Consider the following 22,558-nt stretch of genomic DNA (forward strand, 5'->3'; position numbering starts at 1 on the left):
GCGGCGCCGGGCCGTTCCCAAGCCGCTCGCTCCCCCTCGGGGGGACGGCGCGGAGCGCCAAGGGGGCATCATGACCGAGAAATCCAACAACGACGCCTCGCAGGGCATGGACTACCTGCAGTCCTTGCCGCGCCGCTGGGTCACCATCTACATCCCGATCATCTGCTTCGTGCTGGTGCTGCTGTTCCCGTTCTACTGGATGGCGATCACGTCTTTCAAGCCTGACAACGAACTGCTCTCGCGCGACGGCAACCCGTTCTGGATCGTCGGCCCGACGATCGCGCATTTCGAGAAGCTGCTGTTTCGCACCGAATACCCCGCGTGGCTGTGGAACACGGTCATCGTGTCGGTCGTGTCGACCGGGCTGTCGCTGGTGGCTTCGGTGCTGGCGGCGTACGCCATCGAGCGGCTGCGTTTCCAGGGTTCGAAGCCGGCTGGCGGGGCGATCTTCCTGGCGTACCTGGTGCCGCCGTCGATCCTGTTCATTCCGCTGGCGGCGATCGTGGTCAAGCTCGGGCTGTTCGACAGCCGCATGGCGCTGATCCTGACCTATCCGACCTTCCTGATTCCGTTCTCGACCTGGCTCTTGATGGGGTACTTCCGCTCGATTCCCTATGAGCTGGAAGAGTGCGCGCTGATCGACGGTGCCTCGCGCTGGCAGATCCTCATCAAGATCGTGTTGCCGCTCGCGGTGCCGGGGTTGATCTCGGCGGGCATCTTCGCCTTCACGCTGTCGTGGAACGAGTTCATCTACGCGCTCACCTTCGTGTCGTCGTCGGAGAACAAGACGGTGCCGGTGGGTGTCGTCACCGAACTGGTGGAAGGTGACGTGTACCACTGGGGTCCGCTCATGGCGGGTGCGCTGCTGGGTTCGCTGCCGGTGGCCTTCGTGTACTCGTTCTTCGTCGAATACTACGTCTCGGGGATGACGGGGTCGGTCAAGGAGTAGTGCTGCGGCCCGGCACGAGGAAGTCGAAGTCGCAGCCTTCGTCGGCCTGCAGCACGCTGCGATGGAACAGTGCCGCGTAGCCGCGGTCGGGTCTCGGTGCCGCGCCTGGCGGCGGCCCTGATCCCGCTGCTTCGCGTCGTCGCGCAAGTTCGTTCTCATCCACCAGCAATTCGATTCGGCGCTTCCCGACATCGAGCGAGATGCGGTCGCCGTTGCGCACCAGTCCCAGCGGACCGCCTGCCGCCGATTCCGGCGTGATGTGCAGCACGATGGTGCCGAAGGCCGTTCCGCTCATGCGGGCGTCGGAGATGCGCACCATGTCCTTCACCCCCAGCACGGCGAGCTTGCGCGGGATGGGCAGGTAGCCCGCCTCGGGCATGCCCGGCGCGCCGATGGGGCCGGCGTTGCGCAGCACCAGTACGTCGTCGGCGGTCACGTCGAGTTCGGGGTCGTCCATGCGCGTGGTCATGTCCTCCACCGAGTCGAAGACGACGGCGCGGCCTGTGTGCTGCATCAACGATGGCGATGCGGCCGACTGTTTGATGATGGCCCCGCGCGGCGCCAGATTGCCGTGCAGCACCGCCATGCTGCCGTACGCCTTGATGGGATCGGAGCGCGGCCGGATGACGGTCTGGCCCGGCACGTCTTCGGCGGTCTCCATGTAGTCGCGCAAGCTGCCACCCATCACGGTGGGCGCATCGAGGTCGAGCAGGTCGACCAGTTCGCGCATCAGGCGTGGCACGCCACCGGCCCAATGGAAGTGCTCCATGTAGTGCTCGCCCGAGGGCTTGAGGTCCACCAGCACCGGCACGTTGCGGCCGAGTTGATCGAAGGCTTCGAGATCGATCTTCACGCCGACCCGACCCGCCGCGGCAGTCAAGTGGATCAAGCCGTTGGTCGAGCCGCCGATGGCCTGCATCACGACCATTGCGTTGCGAAAGGCCGCTTCCGTCATGAGCTGCGACGGCCTCGGCCCGCCACTGCGCGCCATCGCGGCCGCGAACATGCCGCTGGCTTCCGCGGATCGCAGCCGGTCTGCGTGCGTGGCCGGAATGGTGGCAGAGCGCGGCAGCGCCAGGCCCATCGTCTCGACGATGCAAGCCATGGTGCTGGCCGTGCCCATCACCATGCAGGTGCCCGGCGTGGGCGCCAGGCGCTCGTTGATGAACTCGATCTGCTGCGCGTCGATGCGGCCGCCGCGATGTTCGCCCCACAGGCGCCTGCAGTCGGTGCACGCACCCAGCTGCTCGCCCTTGTGGTGGCCGACCAGCATGGGGCCGACAGGCACGATGACCGTTGGCACATCGGCGGAGGCGGCTGCCATCATCTGCGCGGGAATGGTCTTGTCGCAGCCGCCAATGAGCACCACCGAATCCATGGGCTGCGCGCGCAGCATCTCCTCCGTGTCCATGGCCATCAGGTTGCGCAAGAACATGCTGGTGGGATGCGCGAAGGATTCGTGGATGGAGATGGTCGGGAACTCCATCGGCAGCGCGCCCGACAGCATCACGCCACGCTTGATCGCTTCCACCAGCTTGGGTACGTTGCCGTGGCACGCGTTGTAGTCGCTGAAGGTGTTGGCGATGCCGACGATGGGGCGGGCGAGCGCGTCGTCCGACAGGCCCATGGCCTTGATGAAGGCCTTGCGCAGGAAGAGCGAGAACTCCGGATCGCCGTAGGAGGTCAATCCCTTGCGCATGCCTTGGGTCATGGGGCGGGGTCCTTTGAAGGGCGATGCTGGCGGAGCGATGGGCGGCCCATCATGCCTTGGCTTTCTTTGCGGGAATCTTCTTCACGCCGGCCTTTGCTGGCGCGTCCCCGTCGATGGGATACCAGCCCTCGTTCTTGAAGGCCTGCACGATCGCCATGGCGTGGCCGTGGCCCAACCCTTCTTCGGCCTTGAGCCACGCGACGATGGGCCCGACCTTGCTGCCGGGCTCGATCAGGCCCCTGGCCTTGGCGCCCTTGTGGAAGTCCGCCGGCGACTTGCCGGTCTTGGCCTTGATGTTGTCGATATAGGCCTGGAAGGTCATCGAAATTGCCCTTGGCAGTTGAACTGCCGGGCACGGTAGCACGAGGTGCCGATGACTCACAAGCGCGCTGGCGCAGCGCGGGTTGTGTCAGTTGTTGGGCGGGTCCGTCGGCTTTTTTTGCGCCGCCTGGTGGGCGGCGGCGCGTGCTTGCTCCTGCGCGACGCGTTGGGCTTGCTGCTGGGCCTGTTGAGCTTGTTGTTGCTGCTGTTGCTGCTGTTGCTGCTGGCGCTGGGCTTCCTGTTGTTGGCGCTGCTGTTGCGCTTGCTGCTGCTGACGCTGTTGCGCCTCCTGCTGCTGCCGTTGCTGGGCTTGCTGCTGCGCCTGGGCTTGCTGGCGCTGGGCTTCCTGCTGTTGGCGTTGTTGTTGCGCTTGCTGCTGTTGCTGCTGCTGCTGCTGCTGCTGTCGTTGTTGCGCTTCCTGTTGTTGTCGTTGCTGGGCCTGGGCCTGGGCCTGCTGGCGCTGAGCGTCTTGTTGCTGGCGCTGTTGCTGTGCCTGCTGCTGTTGTCGTTGTTGCGCCTCCTGCTGCTGCCGTTGCTGAGCCTGCTGCTGTGCTTGCTGTGCCTGTTGCGCTTGAGCCTGCTGTTGACGGCGCGCCTGATCCTGTTGCTGTCGTTGCTGCGCTTCCTGCTGCTGGCGCTGTTGCGCCTGTTGCTGGGCTTGTTGCTGGGATTGTTGCGCCTGCTGCTGTTGGCGTCGCGCCTGTTCCTGTTGCTGCGACTGCTGTTGGCGCGCCTGTTGTTCGCGCTGCTGCTGGGCCTGTTGCGTTTGCTGGCGCCGTTGTGCTTCCTGCTGGCGGGCCTGCGCTTCCTGTCGCTGCTGATTCTGCTGCGCCTGCTGGGCTTGCCGCGCCTGTTGCGCCTGCTGGTTGCCCGCCTGCTCTTGCTGCTGGCGTGACTGTTCCTGCTGCTGGCGCGCTTGCTGTGCCTGTGCCTGCCTTTGTTGTTGTTCCTGTTGCGGTTGTGGCTGCTGGCCGGCCTGCGGCTGCTGGCGGCGCTGCGCCTCTTGCGCCTGCGCCTGTTGGCCTTGCTGCGTGCGCGCCTGCTCCTGTTGCGTGCGTGCTTGTTCCTGCTGCGCCTGACGGTTGCGTCCTTGCTCGGCTTGGCGGTTGCGCGCCTGCTCGGCCTGTTGGTTGCGTGCCTGTTCCTGCTGTGCTCGCGCCTGCTCCTGCTGCTGGCGCTGCTGCTGTGCCTGCGCCTGGCGTTGCTGCTCCTGCTGTTGCTGCTGTTGCTGTCGTTGCTGGTTCATCTGCGCTTGCTGTCGCTGTTGCTGCTCTTGCTGCTGGCGCGCCTGTTCCGCCTGCCGCCCGCGAGCCTGCTCCTGCTGGTTGCGCGCTTGCTCCTGCTGGTTGCGCGCTTGCTCCTGCTGCGCCTGCTGCTGTCGCGCCTGCTGCAATTGCTGGTTGCGCGCCTGCTCCTGTTGTTGCGCGGCCAATGCCTGCCCCTGCTGCGCTTGCTGGGCTTGCTGGGCTTGCTGGCGCCGCATCTGCTCCATCTGCGCCTGCTGCTGGCGCTCCTGCTGCACATTGCCACCGTTGATGTAGGTGTTGCGCACGTTGTTGTTCACCACCGTCTCGGAGCGCGAGACGTAGGTAGAGCGGTTGTAGACCACGGCCGGCCGGTCATAGGCAGCGCGTGCCTGAGGCCCCGGCGGCTGTCCACGTCGATAGGCATCCGGGCGGCCCCAGTTCATTCCCCATGAATTCCAGCCCCAGTCGTGCCGCTGGATGGCGGAGCCGACGATGATGCCGACGCCAAAAGTCAGCGCGCCCACGGTTGCGACCTGCGCGGTGCTGTAGCCCGGCGTCACGTATGCGGGGGGCGAGTACGCATAGCCCGGATAGGCCGCCACCGGCTCCCCGTAGATCTGCTGCGGGTTGTAACTGGGCACGTAGACGACGTCGGGTTGCGCCGGTTCGATGGTGATGTACTGCTCCGGCGGCTCGATGATGGGCGGACCGCCATAGAAGACCGGCGCATTCGGATCCGGCACGTAGTTCGCCGGCGTCGATGCGGTGGCCACGCGAATCTGCTTGTTGCTCTTGAGTTGCCCCGCACGCTTGGCGCGCTGGCGCATGACCTGAACGGCGTTGAGCACGTCGTCAGGATCGTTGTAGTAGGCCTCTCCCAGCGCCGTCGTCCACGGCAGGTTCCTGGCCATCTGGTCAAGCACGGGCCGGAAAGCAGTGAGCGACTTGATGCTCGGATCCCAGGGTTGCTGGTTGGCCGCGTCCGCCAGCGGGCCGGCCTTGAGCCTGGCGTTTTGCGTGAGCCACTCATGGGCCGCGGTGACCTGGTCGGGATAGGTCGCACCCGCAACGACCTGCGCGACCAGCTTGTCGGGATAGAGCGCGATCGGTGCGACCAGTTCATAGAGCTGGTTTTCCGTGGGTGGCGTGTAGGCCACCGGGGTCGGCGCCGCAGGCTGCGCAGGCGCCACCACGGGCGCCGCGGGCTGGGCTGGCGCTATCACCGGCGCCTGAGCAGGGCTCGGTGCCTGCACCGCCGCCAGCGGCGGCGAAGGCGGCGCGCTTTCGCCGGAAGACTGGCCACAACCACCGAGGACCAGCGCTGTGCTCACACATGCAACAGTTGCAAGGAATACCGGCGAGCGGCGCGGCGCTCGCGGTGACGATCGGAAAGCGGATTGCAGCATGTGGCGTTCCTCGAAGGCTTGTCTTGCTGGCAAACGTGCCAACTCAATCTCACCGTAGCGCGGAAGCCCGCCTCACCGATGCCAGTTCAATCCCACCCCGCCTGTCAGCGCATGGGCCGTTCGTTCAAGGGGAAAACGCGGCGCTACTGCACCTTAACGGGCTTGACCGCCATTGCGCCGACCAGCGCGCACGCGGCCAGGGTCCAGACGATCACCGCGCCCGATGGCAGGTCGAACAGCGCCGACAGGGCCAGTCCCAGCGCGTAGCCCGCCGCACCGATGCCATAAGCGACCTGGAATCGACGCGCCCCGGAAAGCGCCCGCGTGCCGAGCGCCGGAATGATCAGGCTCGAAAAAACGAGGTACACGCCGACCAGTTGCACCGACGCCGTGACGGCGACCGCGAACGCGGCATAGAAGCCGAAACGCCCGAGCCGCGCGACCCACCCGAATTGCATGGCAAGCAGCAACACCGCCGACACGCCGCCCAGCCACAGCAACTGCGTCGTGTTGACCCACAGGATCTGCCCGACGAGCAAGTCCTTCAGATGCTCCCCGCCGTGCGGATTGCTCGCCAGCAACAAGATGCCGGCACACGCCGCAAGGATGAACATCACGCCGATCAAGGCCTCTTGCTGCTGCGCTGCACGCCGTTCCGTCCACGTCAGGAGCCAGGCGCCGAGCAGGGCGGCCGTCACCGCGGCCACCTGCACGGCGACGCCTCCTTCAGGCATGCCCATCGCATCGGCCGCGATCACGCCCAGGCCGGCAATTTGCGCAATGGCGAGGTCGATGAAGACGATGCCGCGGTCCAGCACCTGCACGCCCAGCGGCACGTGGGTTGCGAGCACCAGCAGCCCGGCGATCAGCGCGGGCCCGAGGATGCTCCAGTCGAGCGCGCTCCAGTTCACGGCTTGGCTCCTGCCAGAAGGCGGGCCACCGTGTCATCGAAAAGGCCGAAGAGGTCCTTGGCGCCCTCCGTGCCACCGACCGTGAAGGGCAGCTTCACGACGGGGATGCCCGTGTTCTTGCTCAGCCACTCGGACGGCCGCGGATCCTGGTAGGCTGCATGGATGACCATGCGCGCAGGCTTGTCCTTGAGCGTGGCCTGCACCCCCTGCAGGTGCGACGCCGTCGGCTCCACGCCGGGCTTGGGTTCGAGCACGGCAACTTCCTTGAGGCCCAGCCAGTCGTAGAGATACACGAAGGCGTTGTGCTGCGAGACCACGGACACGCCCTTGAGCGGCGCGGCCTGCGTGCTCCAGCGCGTCATCGCCTGTTGCCAGCGCTGCGTGAAGTCGGCCTGCGCCTTGGCGTAGTCGGCAGCGTGCGAGGGATCGATCTGCTGCAGGCGCGCGCCCAGGGCCGCTGCGACGACGGCGATGTTGCGCGGATCGGTCTGGATGTGCGGGTTGCCGGCCGCGTGCACGTCGCCCTGCGAGCGGTCGACCTGTGTCGGCACTTCGAGCTTGCGCACGAAGTCCGCTGCCGCGAAGTTGCCGGGCTGGCCCGGTTGCAGCTTCGCGTTGCCGGCTTGCTGCAGCAGCACGGGCAGCCATCCGATCTCGAGCTCGGCGCCAGTGCATACGACGAGGTCGGCATTGCGCGCCCGCGCAATCAGGCTGGGCTTGGCCTGGATCTGGTGCGGGTCCTGCAGCGCGGTGGTGGCGACTGTCACATCGACCAGGCTGCCGCCCAGTTCCTGCGCCAGCGCACCCCACTCGGGCTCGCAGGCAAACACGCGAAGGGCCGCGTTGGCGGGCGAGGCGAGCAGCACCAAGGGCGTGGCCAGCAAGGCGAAGAGGGTCGTACGGTTGAATTTCATCATGGCGTTTCTCCTTGGGGGCTCAATAGTTGTGCGCACCGTGCGCGCCCAGACTCATCTGGTACTGGAGGAAGATCTGGTTGTCCGGCGCGCCTTCGCGCGAGCGGTCTTGTGCCAACTGCAGGCGGATGCGCGAGAACTCGCTGGGGTTGTAGTCCAGCATCAGCGAGTTCTTTTTCGGGCGGTAGCTGGTGATGCCCATCGCGCCCGAATTGAGACCGTAGTCCGGCGTGCCGGGGTCCAACTGCTCGGTGCGCAGGCCCACGCGCCAGTTCGGCATGAACTGGTAGATGCCCTGCAGGTACCAGCCCGATTGCACCACGCCGTAGCGGCTGGGGCTGTCGGTGTTGCCCACGTCGTAGACCAGGTTGCCGTCGCGGTCGCTGCGCACGTATTCGCCCTGCAGCTTGAAGTTGGTGCGCGTTGCGTTGCCGTTCGGCGCCCACTTCCACACCCCGTCAAGAATCCACACGCGCGAGTTGCCGCTGAACAGGTTGGTGACCTGCGCACCCGCCGCGTTGGTGGCCAGCAGGCTCTGGTCGGTGGCCTTGGCGTTGAGCACCGAGATGCCGGCACGCCAGCTGTTGCTGACGCCCACGTCGCCGCCAGTGTGCAGGCTCAGCGACGTCATGCCTGCCCCGTTCTGGCTGGTGTCGCTGCCGGGGAAAGTGCGCCCGCGGCCGACTTCCGCGCCGAGTTCGACGTATTGGTCGATGGGCGCCACCCATTTCAGCTGCAAGCCGTCGTCGCCGTACTGCGTGCCGAGCATGGCCTGGTAGGCCAGCGGCGCATCGACGAAGTCCCAGGTGTGGGCGTGCTGGGGATTGAGATAGCCAATGTTGGAGAAGAACCGTCCGCCCCGCAGCGACAGGCCGCTGCCCAGCGCGGTGGTTTCGACAAAGGCCTCTTCGACCGACACCGAGTTGTCGGACGCCACCGCGATGTTGGCCTGGCCGCGCCACCACGGGTCGATGCTGGCGGAAAAGCCCAGTTCCGATTCCCCCAGGTTGAAGCCGCGTGTGCCGGGGCCGATCTCGGCGTCTGGCGGCAACGGGAAGCCTGTGATCGCGAAGTTCGCTGGATCCTGCGTCGTGCGTGTGTAGCCGCCGGAGAGGATGAGGGAGATGGCCGGATTGAATGAGTTGGCACTGCCCCCGCCGCTGCCGGGCGCGGCGGCGACGGTTGCGGGAGAGGCATTGGTGGGAGGCGGCGCGACGGCGGCGGCCGCGCCTGTGGCCGCAACTGCGGCGCCGCCGGTCGTAGCGGTCGTGGCGGTCGCGGCAGCGGTGGCACCCGTCCCAGCCGTGCCAGCAGTGCCAGCCGTAGCCGGCGCGTTGGTCACCGCAGGCGGTGACCACGCAGCCTTCGCCTCAGCGTCCTGCACGCGCTTTTCAAGCGCCTGCAGTCGTGATTCGTAGTCGGCGCGCATGCTGCTGATTTCTTTTCGCAGCGCATCAACGTCGGAGGAGGGATCGGCCGCCACGGCGGCGATCGGCAAGGTCAAGGCGAGCGCGACGCCCGCCGGAAAAAGTCTGTGCATGAATTCCTGTCGCTTCTGGCAAATACGTGTCGAAACGCACCCGTCCGCGCGAAAGCGGGCGGGTGCTCCGGTCAACGGTCAGTGCAGGGCGACAGGGGGCGCGCGGCCCTGGTAGGCGAGGAGCGGCAAGCCCTGCCAGACGCCGTCGGCGTCGGCTTGCGGGGCTTCATGGCGTGCCGCCAGGAGCGGCGGCAGCGAAAGGGGTGGACTGGGAAGCGCGCCGCCGCCAATGGCGCCGGCCGCCACGCAGATCTCGCAATGCACGAGATGCTGCAACTGCTTGTGCTTGGCCGCAGCAGCCAGGTCGTCGCCGGTGTGCGACAGGGCATGCGTCGCAGACGCAGCCTGGGCGATCGGCAGCAGCATCGCGAGCCACAACAGCCACGCAAAGTGGCGTGGTGCTCGGGAGCGCTGGCGTAGGCTGAACATGGCGGAGGGCCCGCAATTTTAGCGGTCGGCCTGCCGGATCCCGCTGAACGGCGAATGTGGGTCGCCGAAGTTCAGAACTGTCTCAGCCCGCTTGCGGAGATCGGCGAGGTTCAAACACGAGCGCGCTGTAGAAGTAGAACTCCGCATCCAGCGCCCAGCGGATGTTGGCCTGCTGCCGAAAGCCGTGCTGCTCGCCCGCAAACAGGGTGTATTGCGCCGTGATGCCTTTCTGGCGCAGGGCAGCGACCATCAACTCCGTCTGGTTGGGCGGCACGATCTTGTCTTCGGCGCCCTGGAAAAAGGCGACCGGCGCCGAGAGCCTGTCGGCATTGCGCACCGGCGATCGCTCGGCGTAGGTCTGGCGATGCGCCGCTTGAACGCCGGCGTCGGCATCGGCATAGGGCGCGATCAGCCAGTCGAGGTATCGCGATTCAAACTTGTGCGTGTCGCGTGCCAGCGCCTCGGGGTCGCTCACGCCGTAGTGGCTGCCACCGGCGCTGAACATGGTGCGCACCGCGGCATCCGCAAAGGTCAGGCAACTGAGCGTCGTGAAGCCGCCAGCGCTATTGCCTGTGATGACGGTGCGCGCCGCGTCGGCCAGTTTCCGCTCCACCAGGTAGCGGGCCGCGGCCGCGCAATCCTGCGCATCGACGATGCCCCACATGCCGTGCAGGCGTTCGCGGTACGCGCGGCCGTAGCCGGTGCTGCCGCCGTAGTCCACATCGACGACCGCGACGCCGCGGCTCGTCCAGAACTGGGTGCGCAGTTCCAGCGTGCTCGACGCCGAGGACGTGGGCCCGCCGTGGCACTTGACCACCAGCGGCGGCAGTTCGTCCGCGGGCGCGGCAAAGTCGGCATTGCACGGCGGGTAGTACAGCGCGAACGCCGTCAGCCCGTTCGCCGTTGGAAACTCGATGGTCTGCGGTTTGGAGAAATGCCGATGCATGGCGGCGTCGTCGGCCAGCGCGGTCGACTTGCGCACCGTCGTCGCTTCACCCGTTTGCGCATCGAGCACGACGATCGATGCGGCAATGTCCGGCGCGCCGGCCTTGAAGGCGATCTTGCCGTGGCTCGCACGCACCGACGAATATTCGGTGAAGGGCAAGTCGAAAGGCTTGAGGTCGCCGCTGTCGAGCTGGAGCAGCCCGAGCTTTCCCACGCCGCGCTCGATGTACGCACACACCATTTGCCGCGCCGACAGGAACGCGCAGGCCGACATGCCCAGGCCCCATTGCGCTCGGCCGAACTCCGCGGCCATCGGGCACACGTTGACGACCGCTCCACCCGAATCGCGCCGATGGATGTTCCACCACCCCGAGCGGTCCGATGCAAAGTACAGCAGGCCGTCCGGCGACCACTGCGGCTGGAACACCGATTCCTCCTTGCCGCCCGCCACCAGCCTTTCATTGGCGATGCCACTTCCATCGAAATCGCCAACCCACAACTGCGTTGACACCCACGGCATGTCCGGATGGTTCCAGGTGAGCCACGCCAGTTGCCGGCCATCGGGACTGAGCCGCGGCGACGCGTAGAAGTCGCCGCCTTGCACGATGACGATGCCTTCTCCACCCGCGTCCTCATCCAGCGCAACGATCGTGTTGACGGCTTCGCGGCCTGCGTCGCGATGGTCTTCCCGCACGCCGATCCACAGGCGTCGCGCGTGGTCGATGTCGGCGTCGGCATAGCGAAGTGCTGCATCCGGCGTCAAGGCTTCAACGCTGCCATTGATGGAAAGCCGGTACAGCCGCTGGTCCCTGAAATTGCTGAAGTACACGCCGCCTTCGGACACCAGTGCGCTGCCGCCGCCGTACTCATGCACGCGCGTTCGCGCATTGAAGGGCGCAGGCGTCAGGTCAAGGTGCGCGCCGTCCGCCGCATGCCGAACCACCACGTGGCGCCCGCCCTCTTGCGGCCGACCTTCGATCCAGTGCAGGTCTTCGCCATCGAGCAGCACATCCACCAGCGTGACCTGCGCCGACGCCACGAGTTGCGAACTGATCGGCGATTCCCATGCGCCATGGGGTGCGATGACGGGCGGCGTGTGGCTTGGCATGACGGGAGCCTCTGAGGTCTTGCACGGTGGAGTGTTCACGCTACCAGACTCTGGCCGAAAGGCGTATCGTGATTGCGAACACACGACGGAGCGCAGATGATCCGCACCTCACGACTTGCGACCTCGCTCATGGCGACGGCACTGCTGGCATTTGTCGCCTTCGGACACGCCGTGGCGGCCGAGCTGTCGCTGGAGCAGGTCAAGGCCATGCTCAAGTTGGCATCGCCCGCCACGCCCGTCGATTTCGCCGGCAAGGACCTGTCGGACCTCGACCTGAGCCAGCTTGATTTCCGCAACGCCAATCTGCGCGGCACCAGCTTTTTTGCCAGCAAGCTCGTGCTGGCTGACTTCCGCGGCGCCACGCTCGAAGGCGCCAACCTCAACGGCGCGTGGCTCATGGGCACCGACTTCACCGGCGCCAACCTCACGCGCGCCAGCCTGCTGTCGGTGGTGGTGCTGGGCGGCGAAGTCAAGAAGATGCCCGTGTTCAAGGGCGCCAACCTCACCGGCGTGAAGATGATCGCGGACCTGCCCGGCGCCGACCTCTCGGGCGCCAACTTCAGCAACGCGATGGCGGGCGTCAACATCAAGAACCAGGGCATGGGCCAGATGCGCACCGACCTGGCCAGCGCCAACCTCGCCGGCGCGATCCTGGCGGGCGCGGACTTCAACCGGTCCTTGATGGCCTTTTCCAACCTGCGGGGCAGCGACCTGCGCGGCACCAACTTCTTCAATGTCAAGCTCGCCGGCGCGGACCTGACCGGGGCCAACGTGGCAGGTGCCGACTTCACCGAGGCCGACCTGGATGGCACGATCTTCCGGGACGTGAAGGGCATGAACGAGGCCAAGGGTTTCGACCGCGCCGCGAACTTCAGCAAGATCGTTCGCTGAATGCGAAAGGAGACACGGACATGACCAAGTGGCGCAAGGAAGGCGCGTCGGAGGTGTACACACCCGACGAAATCACGGCGCGGCTCGCCGAGGAGTTGCCCAAGTGGTACCTCGAAGACGGCTGGATCCGGCGCAAGTACAAGACCAGCGGCTGGAAGGGCACGCTGATGGTGGTCAACACGGTCGGCCACCTGGCCGAAGCCGCATGGCACCACCCCGACCTCACCGTGTCGTACGCCTTTGTCACCGTCAAGCTGATGAACCACGCCGCCAAGGGCATCACGGACAAGGACTTCGAACTCGCGAAGAAGATCGAGGAAGTCGTGATGTGGCAACCCGGCGCCGCCGAGGGCGCGATCCTGGAAGGCACACCGGACGATCCGCGCTTCAAGTACCTCAAGTACGACTGAAAGCCCGGAACGGGCGGCCGGCGCGCCCGGTGACACACTGTCCCCAACCCGGTACAGGCCCGCGCCGCGGGCTGGCGGGATCGGGCGCCACACCCCCGGAAAGCCCCGGGGAATGGCCAGCGGAACAGACCTTGCTTTGAATCCGCATTTGATGGACTCACGCCAGGCAAGATGGACCGTCCCCGAAACATCCCCGACATGAACGCCGCCGACAACCAGGCGACGGTGGTGCTGCGCGCGCCGGGCCGCCTGCACCTGGGCTTTCTCGACCCGGCTGCGTCGCTGGGCCGCCGCTTCGGCAGCCTGGGGCTGGTCATCAACGGCTTCGAGACGCAGGTGGAAATCGGCGCCGCCGCCGCTGACCGGATCACGGCCACCGGCCTGGCCGAGCGGGCGGAAATCGACCGGGCGGCGTCATATTTGCGCATGTTGCAGGCGCAAAGCGGTCGCCGTCAGGCGCTGCACCTTCGGCTGGCGCGCGTGCTGCCCGCCCATGCGGGCTTCGGTTCTGGCACGCAACTGGCGCTGGCCATTGCGCGGGCCTTTGCGCAATGGCACGGCCTGAACGTGAGCACGCCGATGCTGGCGCAGTGGCTCGGCCGGGGATTGCGCTCGGGCATCGGCATTGCCGGCTTCGATGCGGGCGGACTGCTCGTCGATGGCGGACCGGGCGCCAACGGCGTGCCAGCGCCGGTGTTGTCGCGCATCGCCTTGCCGGAGGCGTGGCGCGTGCTCATCGTGCAAGACAGTGCGCGTCACGGTATCTCTGGCGCCGACGAGAAGCAGCGCATCTCGGCCCTGGCGCCCATGCCGCGGGAGTTGGCGGCGGACATCTGCCATCAGGTGCTGATGCGCGTCCTGCCGGGCGCCGCGACGGCGGATTTCGGGTCTTTCGCGCAGGGCGTCACGCGCATCCAGCAGGTGCTGGGCGCGCACTTTGCACCGGCGCAAGGCGGCAGTGTCTTTTCGAGCCCTGCGGTCGCCCGTGTCCTTGAATGGACCTTGTGGCAGCGCACTGAATACCCGGCCGCCATCGGCCAAAGCTCGTGGGGCCCGACCGGCTTCGCCATCGTAGATTCGCAGGTGCACGCCGATGGTCTGGTCGATGCCCTGCATGCACAAGGCTTGGTCGCGCCGTCGTTGACGCTGACGGTCGTCACCGGCCGCAACTCCGGCGCCACGCTGTTCGACCGGCGCCTCGAGATGCCTTTGCCTTGATGGCGTCGGCGCGTCGTTTCTCCCTTCAAAAGCAGGCCCTCTCCATGGAACGCCCCACCATCCTCCACATGTTCACCCCGGGCCGGCAGATGAGCCCCTTCGACATCAACATGGCTGCCGACGCGGGCTATCAGGTCATCGTGCCTTACTGCGAAGTCGCGGCCGACGGCATTGCGGGGCTCACGCAGGACACCATCTTCTCGCGCAGCCCCAAGGGTTTGTTGAAGACCGGCATCTTCATCGGCGGACGTGATGCGCTGCTGGCTGCCGACATGCTCGACAGCGCCAGGAAGGCGATGTTCAAGCCCTTCGTCGTCTCGCTGATGGCCGATCCGAGCGGTGCCTACACGACAGCAGCCGCCATGGTCGCGTGCGTCGAGGCTGCGCTGGGCAAGCAGGGCGCTGCGGGCCTGCAAGGCCAGCGCGTCGTCGTCCTCGGCGGCACGGGACCGGTGGGGCGCATTGCCGGGGTGATCGCAGCGCAGGCGGGCGCCGAGGTGTTCCTTTCCAGTCGCGGCGGCCAAGGCGCCGCCGAAAAGGCCGCCAGCGAAACCGGCAAGCGCTTTGGCGTGACCTTGCATGGCGTGTCCGGCAGCGACGCGGCTGCGGTGGCGGCATCGCTCGCGGATGCCGACGTGCTGCTGGCCTGCGCGGCAGCCGGCGTTCAGGTCGCATCGGCCGAGGCGCTCGCGTCCGCGAAGAAGCTCAAGGTGGCGGCGGATGTGAACGCGGTGCCGCCCGAGGGCATTGCCGGTGTTGGCGTGCAGTCCGACGCCACGCCCGTGGCCGGCACGGCTGCCTTGGGCGTGGGCGCGCTGGCCATCGGGAACGTGAAGTACCAGACCCAGCAGCGCCTGCTGGTGCAGATGTGCCAGGCTGAAAAGGCGGTGGTGCAAAGCTTTGCCGAAGCCTTTGCAACGGCACGTGCCTTCATTGCGGAAAAGGCCGCTTGAGCGAAGCGCTGCCGATGCCCGTGCTGGCCGTGGCTGCGATCTCCGCGCGCATGCTCGCCGAGTCGGCTGTGAGGGACGGCTTCGAGGTGGTGGCGTTGGACCTTTTTGGCGACACCGATACGCGGCGTGCGTGCACGCAGTGGCATTCCATTGGCGACGCGACCACCTTGCACATCGATGGCGAACGGCTGCTGTCTGCGCTGGAGGACATCGCAAAGCAGGGCAGGGTGTCCGGCTGGATTGCAGGCAGCGGATTCGAAGGCCAGCCCGATTTGGTGGCGCACGGCGCAGCCCTCTTGCCGTTGATGGGAACGCCTGCCGAAGCCTTGCGCCGGGTGCGCGATCCGTTGGAATTTTTCGGCTTTCTCGACGCGCACGGCATTGCGCACCCCGAGGTGAGCATGTCGGCGCCGGAGGATGGCGGCGATTGGCTGGTCAAGGATGCCAATGGATGCGGCGGATGGCACATTCACCGCGCGGAAACGGGCGCGCTGGCGCCGACCGCGCATCACTACTTCCAGCGCGAGGTGCCGGGAGTTCCGATGTCAGCGACCTTCGTCGCCAATGGGCAAGACGCGGTGGTGCTTGGCTTCAACGAGTTGATCGTGCGGCCTGTGGCGGGGCGACCCTTTGTGTATTGCGGCGTGGTGGGGCCTGTCGCGCTCCCAAGTGACATGGCCGCTCGCATCACCGAAGCGGTCAGGACGGTGGCCAAGGGCTTCGCACTGCGCGGCCTCGGCAGCATCGATTTCATGCGCAATGACAGTGCCTTCAGGCTGCTGGAAGTCAACCCCCGCCCGCCCGCCAGCATGGCGCTGTATCCACACGGCACCTTCGCAGCGCATGTGCGCGCCTGCACCGGCCACGAGTTGCCGCCCAGCCCTGTCCAAGCCGCCAACGACCATGTCCGCGGGACAGAGTTCGTCTACGCCCGACATGCAATGCGCCTTGACGATGACGCCACCATGCGCCTTGCCAACCGCCCCGATTGCCACGACCTCCCCAACGCCGCGACGCGCTTCGAAGCCGGCGACCCGGTGTGCAGCGTGAGCGCTGGCGGCAACAGCGCGCAAGATGTGCATGCACGGCTCGCGCGCCGCCGCGAAGCCGTGCATCAATTCCTGGAGACCTGCGAATGACCGACACCACCCCGCCGCTGGCGGCATGCCAACTGAGCGTGAACGCATTGGCGCGGCCGCTGGTCGAACGACTGCTGGCGCAGGCGGAGCAACTCGACGTCAAGGTGCTGCGAGACCCATCCGGCGTCTGCATCGTCGATGCGGGCATCGAGGTGCGCGGCAGCGTCGAGGCGGGCCTGCTGATCGCCGAAATCTGCATGGGCGGACTGGGGGACGTGAGCCTGCGCGCCGATGGCCTGGGCGGCTGGCCCACGTGGATCGAAACGCGAAGCTCGCAACTGCCGCTGTCCTGCCTTGCGAGCCAGTACGCGGGCTGGAGCCTGGCGGCGAGCAAGGAAGAAACGGGCGGCAAGAAGTTCTTCTCGCTCGGCTCCGGCCCGGCGCGCGCGCTGGCGGGCAAGGAAAGCCTGTTCGACGAACTCGGCTACCGCGACCACGGGGACGCGGGCGTGCTGGTAATGGAAGTCGATCGCCTGCCGCCCAAGGTCATCATCGACAAGCTGCTGAACGACTGCCAGCTCCAGCCCGAAGGCCTGACGATCATCCTCACGCCGACCAGCAGCCTCGCCGGCACCACGCAGGTGGTCGCACGCGTGCTGGAGACGGCGCTGCACAAGGCGCATCAACTGGGCTTCGCGCTGGGCAACATTGTCGGCGGGGCGGGCGCTGCGCCCTTGCCCGCGCCCAGCCCTGACGGTGTTGAAGCCATGGGGCGCACCAACGACGCCATCCTGTACGGCGGCAGGGTGCACCTCAGCGTGCGCGGCGACGACGGCGCGGCGCGCGAGCTGGCGCAAAAGCTGCCGTCGCGCACCTCGAGCGACTACGGCCGGTCTTTCGCCGACATCTTCAAGGCGGCGGGCTACGACTTCTACAAGATCGACGGCGCGCTCTTTGCGCCGGCCGAGGTGTGGGTCAGCAACCTGGACAGCGGCAACACCTGGCACGGCGGCGCGCTGGATATGCCCTTGCTCACCGGCCTATGGCTCAAGGAGGCATGAGGTGACACGCAGTGTCGCCATCATGACGGACGAAACCGGCTGGCACACGCGCCAGCTGCAGGCCGCGTTGCGCGTGCGCGGCTGGGTCGGTCGCTGCCTCGACCTGGCGGATTGCCGCATCGACACCACCGAGGCGTGGCATGGCCTGGTCATCCCCGGCTTCGGGCGGGAGTTGCCCGATGCGGTGCTGGTGCGCGGCATCGCCGGTGGCAGCTTCGAGCAGGTCACCAAGCGCCTGGGCGTGCTGCATGCGCTGCGCGAACGGGGCGTGCCGGTCTACAACGACGCGCGTGCCATCGAGCGCAGCGTCGACAAGTCGATGACCAGTCTCCTGCTGCACGCGGCGCGCATTCCGACGCCCCCGACCTGGGCTACCGAATCGCTGGCGCAGGCGCAGCGCATTGCGATCCGCGAGGGGGCCGTGGGCCATGCGCTGGTGCTCAAGCCGCTGTTCGGCTCGCAGGGCAACGGGCTGCAACTGGTGGGTGAAGTCAACGGAGTGCATCACCCCATGCCGCCCATCGACGGGGCTTACGGATCGCTCGCCTACCTGCAGCGCTTCATTCCGCCGCAGTCGAGCCCCGGCTTCGACTGGCGCGTGCTGGTGATTGGTGGGAAGGCCGTGACCGCCATGCGGCGCGTGAGCGAGCATTGGGTCCACAACGTGGCGCAAGGCGCGCGCTGCGAGCCGGCGCTGCTGACGCATGAGCTTTCCGAACTGGCCGAAGGCGCGGCGCAGGCCTTGGGCATGGACTACGCCGGTGTCGACCTGATCCCCTCGAAGCGCGGCGTGCAGGTCATCGAGGTCAACGGCGTCGCGGCATGGCAGGGCTTGCAGCGCGTGACGCCCTTCAACATCGCGCGCGCCATCGTCGATGACTTGCTCGATCGGAAGTTTGCGGCTTCCGGGACTCGCACAATTCCGGGCGCCGCCTTGCGGGCGTGAGCATGCCTGTCACAGCCGCAATACACCCTGCGACCGTCCGGGCCAAGGCTTGTTTTCTTCGCGCCTGCGAGCTGGATGTGGCCGTCAGAAAGCCCGGCAACGTCAGCCGGGCTTCCCCGGGCCATCGCATGGAGGCCGACATGTTCGTCGCCAGCGCGCAAGCCGCTGCCGATCCGCTGTTAGAGCCCGGCGCACGTGTTGGCGCGCGCATCGAGGCGGCGGTGGAGGCAAGTTGGGCCGCCGCGGGCTGCAACACCAACCTTGGCATCGTGCTGCTGTGTGCGCCTGTTGCAAGAGCCGTTGACCAACAGCCTGACGCGTGCACGCCAACCGCCTTGCGCGCATCGGTGGAGGCTGTGCTGGCCGACCTCGACGTTGCCGATGCACAAGCCGCCTACCGCGCCATAGCCCGCGCGAACCCGGGTGGCCTCGGCACCGCGCCGCGCGAGGACGTGAGCCAGGTGCCCACCGTCGATCTGCGCACCGCCATGCGTCTGGCGGCCCACCGCGACAGCATTGCGCGCCAATACCGAAATGGCTATGCCGATCTGTTCAACAAGGGCCTGCCGGCGCTCGGCACAGGGTTTTCACTCATGGGGCCGCCGGCGAACGCCATCGGGGACCTTGGCATGGTCGCGGCCGTCCAGCGTCTTTACCTGACACTGCTGGCCGGCGTTGCAGATTCACACATTGTTCGGATTCATGGCGAGGCGGTGGCACACACTGTCATGTCTGCGGCGCAGGCGTGGCAGTCGCGCGCGAGTGCCGGCGCCGCGCTCGATGGCAATCCGGATTTCGAGGCATGGGACGCCTCGCTCAAGGCCGGCGGCATCAACCCCGGTACGACAGCCGATTTGACAGTGGCCACGCTGCTGATTTCGGGCCTCGCCACGCAAGCCTGAGCCCGCACCGCCACCCGGTGCGCGCAGCCGCGGAAAGCTTGGCGCCGGGGTGGCACGGAACGTGATACCTGAGACCTTGCGCTGGCGGCCGCGCCAGTGTCCCTATGGCTTCAGAACGCATTACAGGAGATGTAAAACCATGGCAAAGATTGATCGCTTGATGGTCGGTGAGTCGCTCGTCGGTGAAGGCAACGAAGTTGCTCACATTGATTTGATCCTCGGCCCGCGCGGCAGCGCTGCCGAAACCGCGTTCGCGAACGCCCTCACGAACCAGAAGGACGGCTTCACCGCACTGCTGGCGGTGGTCGCGCCGAACCTCATGGCCAAGCCCTCGACCGTGTTGTTCAACAAGGTCACCATCAAGGGTGCCAAGCAGGCGGTGCAGATGTTCGGACCGGCGCAGCGCGCGGTGGCCATGGCCGTGGCCGATTGCGTCGAAGACGGCACCATCCCTGCCGACGAAGCCGACAACATCTTCATCTGCGTCGGCGTGTTCATCCACTGGCTGGCGGACGACGACACCAAGATCCAGGACTTCAACTACCAGGCCACCAAGGAGTCGATCCAGCGCGCCGTGGCCGGTTCGCCGACTGCCGCCGAAGTCGTCGCCAAGAAGGGCAGCGCAGCCCATCCGTTTGCAGCGCACAGCTGATTTTTCGTCACACATCGAGTGGAGAAGAGAAGCCGGCCGGGTTCAAACCCGGTCGGCTTGCTTATGTGCGCTGCGGTCAAAGTGAGACTGTCTTGGCGCGGCCTTTTTTTGTCGAAAGACCGGGATGAAGCCCGTTACTCAGGAACCATTCCCGACCCGATGAGCTGCAGCACAGCCCCACCACGCGCCGCATGATCGTCAGCAGGCAACGCCCGCCGCTCGATCTGCACCCCCACCGCACTCACGTCGCTGAACTTCTTCGGCTTGACCACTTTCACCCGCACCCAATGCGCGCCGAACTCGCGGATCACGATGTCCGCGATGGCCTCCGCAAAGGCCTCCAGCAACTGGATCTTGTGCTCCGCCATCAGGCGCCGCAGGCGTTCGCACACCGCGCCGTAGTCGATGGTGTCCCCAATGCGATCGGTGTCGCAGGCGTGCGATCGCACCAACCCTGCATGCACGTCGATCACCAGGGGTTGTGGTCGGTGCAGCTCTGTTTCGTGAATGCCGATGACCGTCTCGCCGACAAAGCCCTCGATGATGATCACATCCATGGCGGGAAGCCCGGACGTTGAATCAAGGGGCGACGAATGGGTGGTCTGGCGAATGTTCAACATGCTCTTCCAATAGTTGTGAGGCTGTCGCAGAATGTTTCCGCCCTTGGCCTTGCCATCAAAACTGCAAATTGCGGGCCAGTATGTGCCTCACAAGGCCTGTGAAGTGAGGGGGCGGGCATATTTCCCGTTGCGCTGTACGAACTATCGCTACCAAAATGAACCATCCGCCGTTTTGAGCGGTTGTTCCGAGTTGGAGACATAGATGGCGTTGACCACGCGAAATGCCGGCAAGTCGGCAGATCCGCACGCGGATCGTGTGCTGAACCTGGTGCGCGGTGGATTCCATGACCAGACGACCGACGTCGTCACGCTCTCGTGGATTCGCTGCCTCGATCAGTACCACCTGCGACCCGACAAGCCGCACGACCCGAACGTGATCGCACGCGTTCCGCTGGAGGAGCGGCGCGCGCGCCACGCGGCAGTCATCGAATGCGCCCGCTATGAAATGACCACGCTCTACCAGCAGCTGGCGGACAGCGAGATGGCCGTGCTGCTCACGGACACCGATGGCGTGATTCTTCACATGGTGTCTTCGCCGGAGTTCGCGGCCGAAGTCGGGCCGCTGGGCCTGCGCGCCGGCGGCGTGTGGAGCGAAACCGAAGCCGGCACCAACGGCATGGGCACCTGCCTGGCCGCGGGCAGCCCCGTGTCGGTACGCCGCGAGGACCACTTCTACACGCAGTTCACCCAGCTCACCTGCTCGGCCGTGCCGGTGTTCGACCCCGCAGGCAACGTCGTGGCCGCGCTCGACGTCACGAGCCGCTCCAGCCTCATGCAGCAACATCTGCTGGTGCTGCTGGCCATGACGGCGCGCATGATCGAAAACCGGCTCATCGACCGCCAGTTCCAGAACGCGCACCCCTTGCACTTTCACAGCCGGCCGGAGTTCGTCTACACGCTGCATGAAGGCAAGCTGGCCGTGGGCGAAGACGGACGCATCCTGGCGGCCAACCGCAGCGCCATGTTCCAGCTCGGTTTGCAGTCGATGGACGAGATCCGCTCGCGGCGCATCGAAGACCTGTTCCAGACCTCGCTGGCGGACATGCTGCAGCGCAGCGCTTCTTCGTCTTTCCATCCGGTCGTCACCTATGGCACGGATGCGGCGCTGCGCTTCTTTGCCGTTGCGCGGCGTCCTGCGACCGGTGCGGCGGCGTTGACTGCCTTGCCGTCCGCGCCTTCGTCCACGGGTACGGCGCTTGCGCCGATCTCGCGCGCCAAGTCTCGCCCGGTACCGGCACGCCCGGCGACGGCGCCCGGCTGCACCTTCGAAGACCCGCGCCTGGTGTCGCAGCTCGAAACCGGCTGGCGCGTCATTTCACGCGGCACGCCGATCCTGCTGTGCGGCGAAACCGGGTCGGGCAAGGAAGTCTTTGCGCGTGCGCTGCATGAAGGCAGCCCGCACGCCACCGGCGCCTTCGTGGCCATCAACTGTGCGAGCCTGCCCGAGGCGCTCATCGAGTCCGAACTCTTCGGCTATTCGCCCGGCGCCTTCACCGGCGCGCAGCGGGCCGGACGGCGCGGCAAGATCCTGCAGGCCGACGGCGGCACGCTGTTCCTGGACGAAATCGCCGACATGCCGCTCGAACTGCAATCGCGCCTGCTGCGCGTCCTGGACGAACGCCGCGTCACGCCCCTGGGCACCGAGGAAAGCCATTCGGTCGACTTCCAGCTCATCAGCGCGAGCCATCGCCACCTGCCGCAGCTGGTGCGGGAAGGGCGCTTCCGCGAAGACCTGTACTACCGGCTGGCCGGCATTGAAGTGCAACTGCCCCCGCTGCGCGAGCGCAGCGACCGGCTCGAACTCATTCGCGGCATGCTCAAGGCCGAGGGTGGCGATGATTCAACGTTGAGCCCGGAAGCCGAACGTCTGCTGATGGCGCACCCCTGGCCCGGCAACATCCGCCAACTGCGCCATGTGCTGCGCACCGCCGCCGCGCTGGCCGATGGCAAGCCCATCGCGCGCGCCCATCTGCCGTCCATGGCGGTCAACCTGCAACCCGTGCACGCGGGCGAGCAGATGGCGGCCATGAGCCTGGGCCGCGCAGAGATGTCGGCGCCGGCTGCTGCGCCGGGCGCGGCGTCCATCGCGAGCACCGGGTCCATGCGCGACAGCCATGAAGGCCACGGCGACAACGCGCCGGGCGCCTCCAAGCTCAACCTGATTCAGGCCAACGAGCGGCAATTGCTGCTGCAGATGCTCGAGCAGCACCGCTGGAACGTGAGCAACGTGGCCAAGGCGCTGGACGTTAGCCGCAACACGCTCTATCGCAAGATCCACAAGCTCCAGATCGAGGTCTCCCATCCCGAGCAAGGCGGCTGAGACGGCCACGCCACGCATCGCAGCG

General features: G+C 66.7%; 20 protein-coding genes. 11 read left to right on the forward strand and 9 right to left on the reverse strand.

Going from position 1 to position 22,558, the window contains the following annotated elements; translation table 11 throughout:
• Positions 1-70 precede the first annotated feature (70 nt).
• Positions 71-949 (forward strand): carbohydrate ABC transporter permease, encoded by an 879-nt coding sequence (locus tag QTI66_RS27575; protein ID WP_286563369.1) that lies wholly within the window; start codon positions 71-73, stop codon positions 947-949.
• On the opposite strand, the gene QTI66_RS27580 is transcribed toward QTI66_RS27575, so the two are convergent.
• The 8 genes from QTI66_RS27580 to QTI66_RS27615 form a co-directional block, all read right to left on the reverse strand.
• Positions 939-2,660 (reverse strand): IlvD/Edd family dehydratase, encoded by a 1,722-nt coding sequence (locus QTI66_RS27580; RefSeq protein ID WP_286563370.1) that lies wholly within the window; start codon positions 2,658-2,660, stop codon positions 939-941. The two genes, QTI66_RS27575 and QTI66_RS27580, sit on opposite strands and share 11 nt — an antisense overlap.
• A 49-nt stretch (positions 2,661-2,709) precedes the next feature.
• On the reverse strand, positions 2,710-2,982 hold the full coding sequence (locus tag QTI66_RS27585; protein ID WP_286563372.1) for a DUF4287 domain-containing protein: 273 nt from the start codon (positions 2,980-2,982) through the stop codon (positions 2,710-2,712).
• An 87-nt stretch (positions 2,983-3,069) separates the two neighbouring features.
• A complete protein-coding gene (locus tag QTI66_RS27590) occupies positions 3,070-5,559 on the reverse strand; it encodes a DUF3300 domain-containing protein (RefSeq protein ID WP_286563374.1) in 2,490 nt (829 codons plus the stop codon).
• 218 nt (positions 5,560-5,777) lie between these two features.
• Positions 5,778-6,545 (reverse strand): metal ABC transporter permease, encoded by a 768-nt coding sequence (locus tag QTI66_RS27595; RefSeq protein ID WP_286563375.1) that lies wholly within the window; start codon positions 6,543-6,545, stop codon positions 5,778-5,780.
• Complete coding sequence (locus QTI66_RS27600; RefSeq protein WP_286563376.1) at positions 6,542-7,462, reverse strand: metal ABC transporter substrate-binding protein; 921 nt, start codon at positions 7,460-7,462, stop codon at positions 6,542-6,544. The genes QTI66_RS27595 and QTI66_RS27600 overlap by 4 nt, the downstream gene beginning before the upstream one ends.
• 19 nt (positions 7,463-7,481) lie before the next feature.
• Positions 7,482-8,999 carry a putative porin gene (locus tag QTI66_RS27605; RefSeq protein ID WP_286563377.1) on the reverse strand — a complete coding sequence of 506 codons (1,518 nt, stop codon included), beginning with the start codon at positions 8,997-8,999 and terminating at the stop codon, positions 7,482-7,484.
• Positions 9,000-9,077: 78 nt separating this feature from the next.
• Positions 9,078-9,428: a hypothetical protein gene (locus QTI66_RS27610; RefSeq protein WP_286563378.1), complete on the reverse strand. Its 351-nt coding sequence runs from the start codon at positions 9,426-9,428 to the stop codon at positions 9,078-9,080.
• Positions 9,429-9,510: 82 nt separating this feature from the next.
• Positions 9,511-11,481 carry a S9 family peptidase gene (locus tag QTI66_RS27615; protein WP_286563379.1) on the reverse strand — a complete coding sequence of 657 codons (1,971 nt, stop codon included), beginning with the start codon at positions 11,479-11,481 and terminating at the stop codon, positions 9,511-9,513.
• A 96-nt stretch (positions 11,482-11,577) separates the two neighbouring features.
• Between QTI66_RS27615 and QTI66_RS27620 the strand changes: the two genes are divergently transcribed.
• From QTI66_RS27620 to fae, 9 genes are all read left to right on the forward strand, one after another.
• Complete coding sequence (locus QTI66_RS27620; protein ID WP_286563380.1) at positions 11,578-12,372, forward strand: pentapeptide repeat-containing protein; 795 nt, start codon at positions 11,578-11,580, stop codon at positions 12,370-12,372.
• A gap of 20 nt (positions 12,373-12,392) precedes the next feature.
• The gene (locus QTI66_RS27625; RefSeq protein ID WP_286563381.1) at positions 12,393-12,782 is read left to right on the forward strand and encodes a 4a-hydroxytetrahydrobiopterin dehydratase; all 390 of its coding nucleotides are present in this window, start codon (positions 12,393-12,395) and stop codon (positions 12,780-12,782) included.
• A 171-nt stretch (positions 12,783-12,953) separates the two neighbouring features.
• Entirely contained in the window at positions 12,954-14,000 is a 1,047-nt protein-coding gene (locus QTI66_RS27630; RefSeq protein ID WP_286563382.1) for a beta-ribofuranosylaminobenzene 5'-phosphate synthase family protein, read from the forward strand.
• A 44-nt stretch (positions 14,001-14,044) separates the two neighbouring features.
• Positions 14,045-14,953, forward strand: coding sequence for an NAD(P)-dependent methylenetetrahydromethanopterin dehydrogenase (locus QTI66_RS27635; protein ID WP_286563383.1), 909 nt, complete (start codon positions 14,045-14,047; stop codon positions 14,951-14,953).
• Complete coding sequence (locus tag QTI66_RS27640; protein WP_286563384.1) at positions 14,950-16,092, forward strand: ATP-grasp domain-containing protein; 1,143 nt, start codon at positions 14,950-14,952, stop codon at positions 16,090-16,092. The genes QTI66_RS27635 and QTI66_RS27640 overlap by 4 nt, the downstream gene beginning before the upstream one ends.
• A complete protein-coding gene (gene mch / locus QTI66_RS27645) occupies positions 16,089-17,093 on the forward strand; it encodes a methenyltetrahydromethanopterin cyclohydrolase (RefSeq protein WP_286563386.1) in 1,005 nt (334 codons plus the stop codon). Before QTI66_RS27640 ends, mch begins: the two co-directional genes overlap by 4 nt.
• A 22-nt stretch (positions 17,094-17,115) precedes the next feature.
• Positions 17,116-18,039 carry an ATP-grasp domain-containing protein gene (locus tag QTI66_RS27650; RefSeq protein WP_286563446.1) on the forward strand — a complete coding sequence of 308 codons (924 nt, stop codon included), beginning with the start codon at positions 17,116-17,118 and terminating at the stop codon, positions 18,037-18,039.
• A 2-nt stretch (positions 18,040-18,041) separates the two neighbouring features.
• The gene (locus tag QTI66_RS27655) at positions 18,042-18,941 is read left to right on the forward strand and encodes a triphosphoribosyl-dephospho-CoA synthase (protein ID WP_286563387.1); all 900 of its coding nucleotides are present in this window, start codon (positions 18,042-18,044) and stop codon (positions 18,939-18,941) included.
• A 139-nt stretch (positions 18,942-19,080) separates the two neighbouring features.
• Positions 19,081-19,593 carry a formaldehyde-activating enzyme gene (fae, locus tag QTI66_RS27660; protein WP_286563388.1) on the forward strand — a complete coding sequence of 171 codons (513 nt, stop codon included), beginning with the start codon at positions 19,081-19,083 and terminating at the stop codon, positions 19,591-19,593.
• Positions 19,594-19,727: 134 nt separating this feature from the next.
• On the opposite strand, the gene QTI66_RS27665 is transcribed toward fae, so the two are convergent.
• Positions 19,728-20,213, reverse strand: a complete 486-nt coding sequence (locus QTI66_RS27665) for a dihydroneopterin aldolase (RefSeq protein WP_444815058.1) — start codon at positions 20,211-20,213, stop codon at positions 19,728-19,730.
• A 202-nt stretch (positions 20,214-20,415) separates the two neighbouring features.
• Here QTI66_RS27665 and QTI66_RS27670 point away from each other — a divergent pair, with 202 nt between their 5' ends.
• Positions 20,416-22,533, forward strand: coding sequence for a sigma-54-dependent Fis family transcriptional regulator (locus QTI66_RS27670; protein ID WP_286563389.1), 2,118 nt, complete (start codon positions 20,416-20,418; stop codon positions 22,531-22,533).
• Positions 22,534-22,558: the final 25 nt, after the last annotated feature.

This window comes from Variovorax brevis (genome assembly GCF_030317105.1).
In the GTDB taxonomy this organism is placed as follows: Bacteria; Pseudomonadota; Gammaproteobacteria; order Burkholderiales; family Burkholderiaceae_C; genus Variovorax; species Variovorax brevis.

Coding starts and splice junctions, on each gene's coding strand:
- QTI66_RS27580 (WP_286563370.1), bottom strand. CDS start 2,660: ATGACCCAAGGCATGCGCAAGGGATTGACCTCCTACGGCGATCCGGAG.
- QTI66_RS27670 (WP_286563389.1), top strand. CDS start 20,416: ATGGCGTTGACCACGCGAAATGCCGGCAAGTCGGCAGATCCGCACGCG.
- QTI66_RS27635 (WP_286563383.1), top strand. CDS start 14,045: ATGGAACGCCCCACCATCCTCCACATGTTCACCCCGGGCCGGCAGATG.
- mch (WP_286563386.1), top strand. CDS start 16,089: ATGACCGACACCACCCCGCCGCTGGCGGCATGCCAACTGAGCGTGAAC.
- QTI66_RS27625 (WP_286563381.1), top strand. CDS start 12,393: ATGACCAAGTGGCGCAAGGAAGGCGCGTCGGAGGTGTACACACCCGAC.
- QTI66_RS27575 (WP_286563369.1), top strand. CDS start 71: ATGACCGAGAAATCCAACAACGACGCCTCGCAGGGCATGGACTACCTG.
- QTI66_RS27650 (WP_286563446.1), top strand. CDS start 17,116: ATGACGGACGAAACCGGCTGGCACACGCGCCAGCTGCAGGCCGCGTTG.
- QTI66_RS27605 (WP_286563377.1), bottom strand. CDS start 8,999: ATGCACAGACTTTTTCCGGCGGGCGTCGCGCTCGCCTTGACCTTGCCG.
- QTI66_RS27600 (WP_286563376.1), bottom strand. CDS start 7,462: ATGATGAAATTCAACCGTACGACCCTCTTCGCCTTGCTGGCCACGCCC.
- QTI66_RS27610 (WP_286563378.1), bottom strand. CDS start 9,428: ATGTTCAGCCTACGCCAGCGCTCCCGAGCACCACGCCACTTTGCGTGG.
- QTI66_RS27615 (WP_286563379.1), bottom strand. CDS start 11,481: ATGCCAAGCCACACGCCGCCCGTCATCGCACCCCATGGCGCATGGGAA.
- fae (WP_286563388.1), top strand. CDS start 19,081: ATGGCAAAGATTGATCGCTTGATGGTCGGTGAGTCGCTCGTCGGTGAA.
- QTI66_RS27620 (WP_286563380.1), top strand. CDS start 11,578: ATGATCCGCACCTCACGACTTGCGACCTCGCTCATGGCGACGGCACTG.
- QTI66_RS27655 (WP_286563387.1), top strand. CDS start 18,042: ATGCCTGTCACAGCCGCAATACACCCTGCGACCGTCCGGGCCAAGGCT.
- QTI66_RS27630 (WP_286563382.1), top strand. CDS start 12,954: ATGGACCGTCCCCGAAACATCCCCGACATGAACGCCGCCGACAACCAG.
- QTI66_RS27585 (WP_286563372.1), bottom strand. CDS start 2,982: ATGACCTTCCAGGCCTATATCGACAACATCAAGGCCAAGACCGGCAAG.
- QTI66_RS27665 (WP_444815058.1), bottom strand. CDS start 20,213: ATGTTGAACATTCGCCAGACCACCCATTCGTCGCCCCTTGATTCAACG.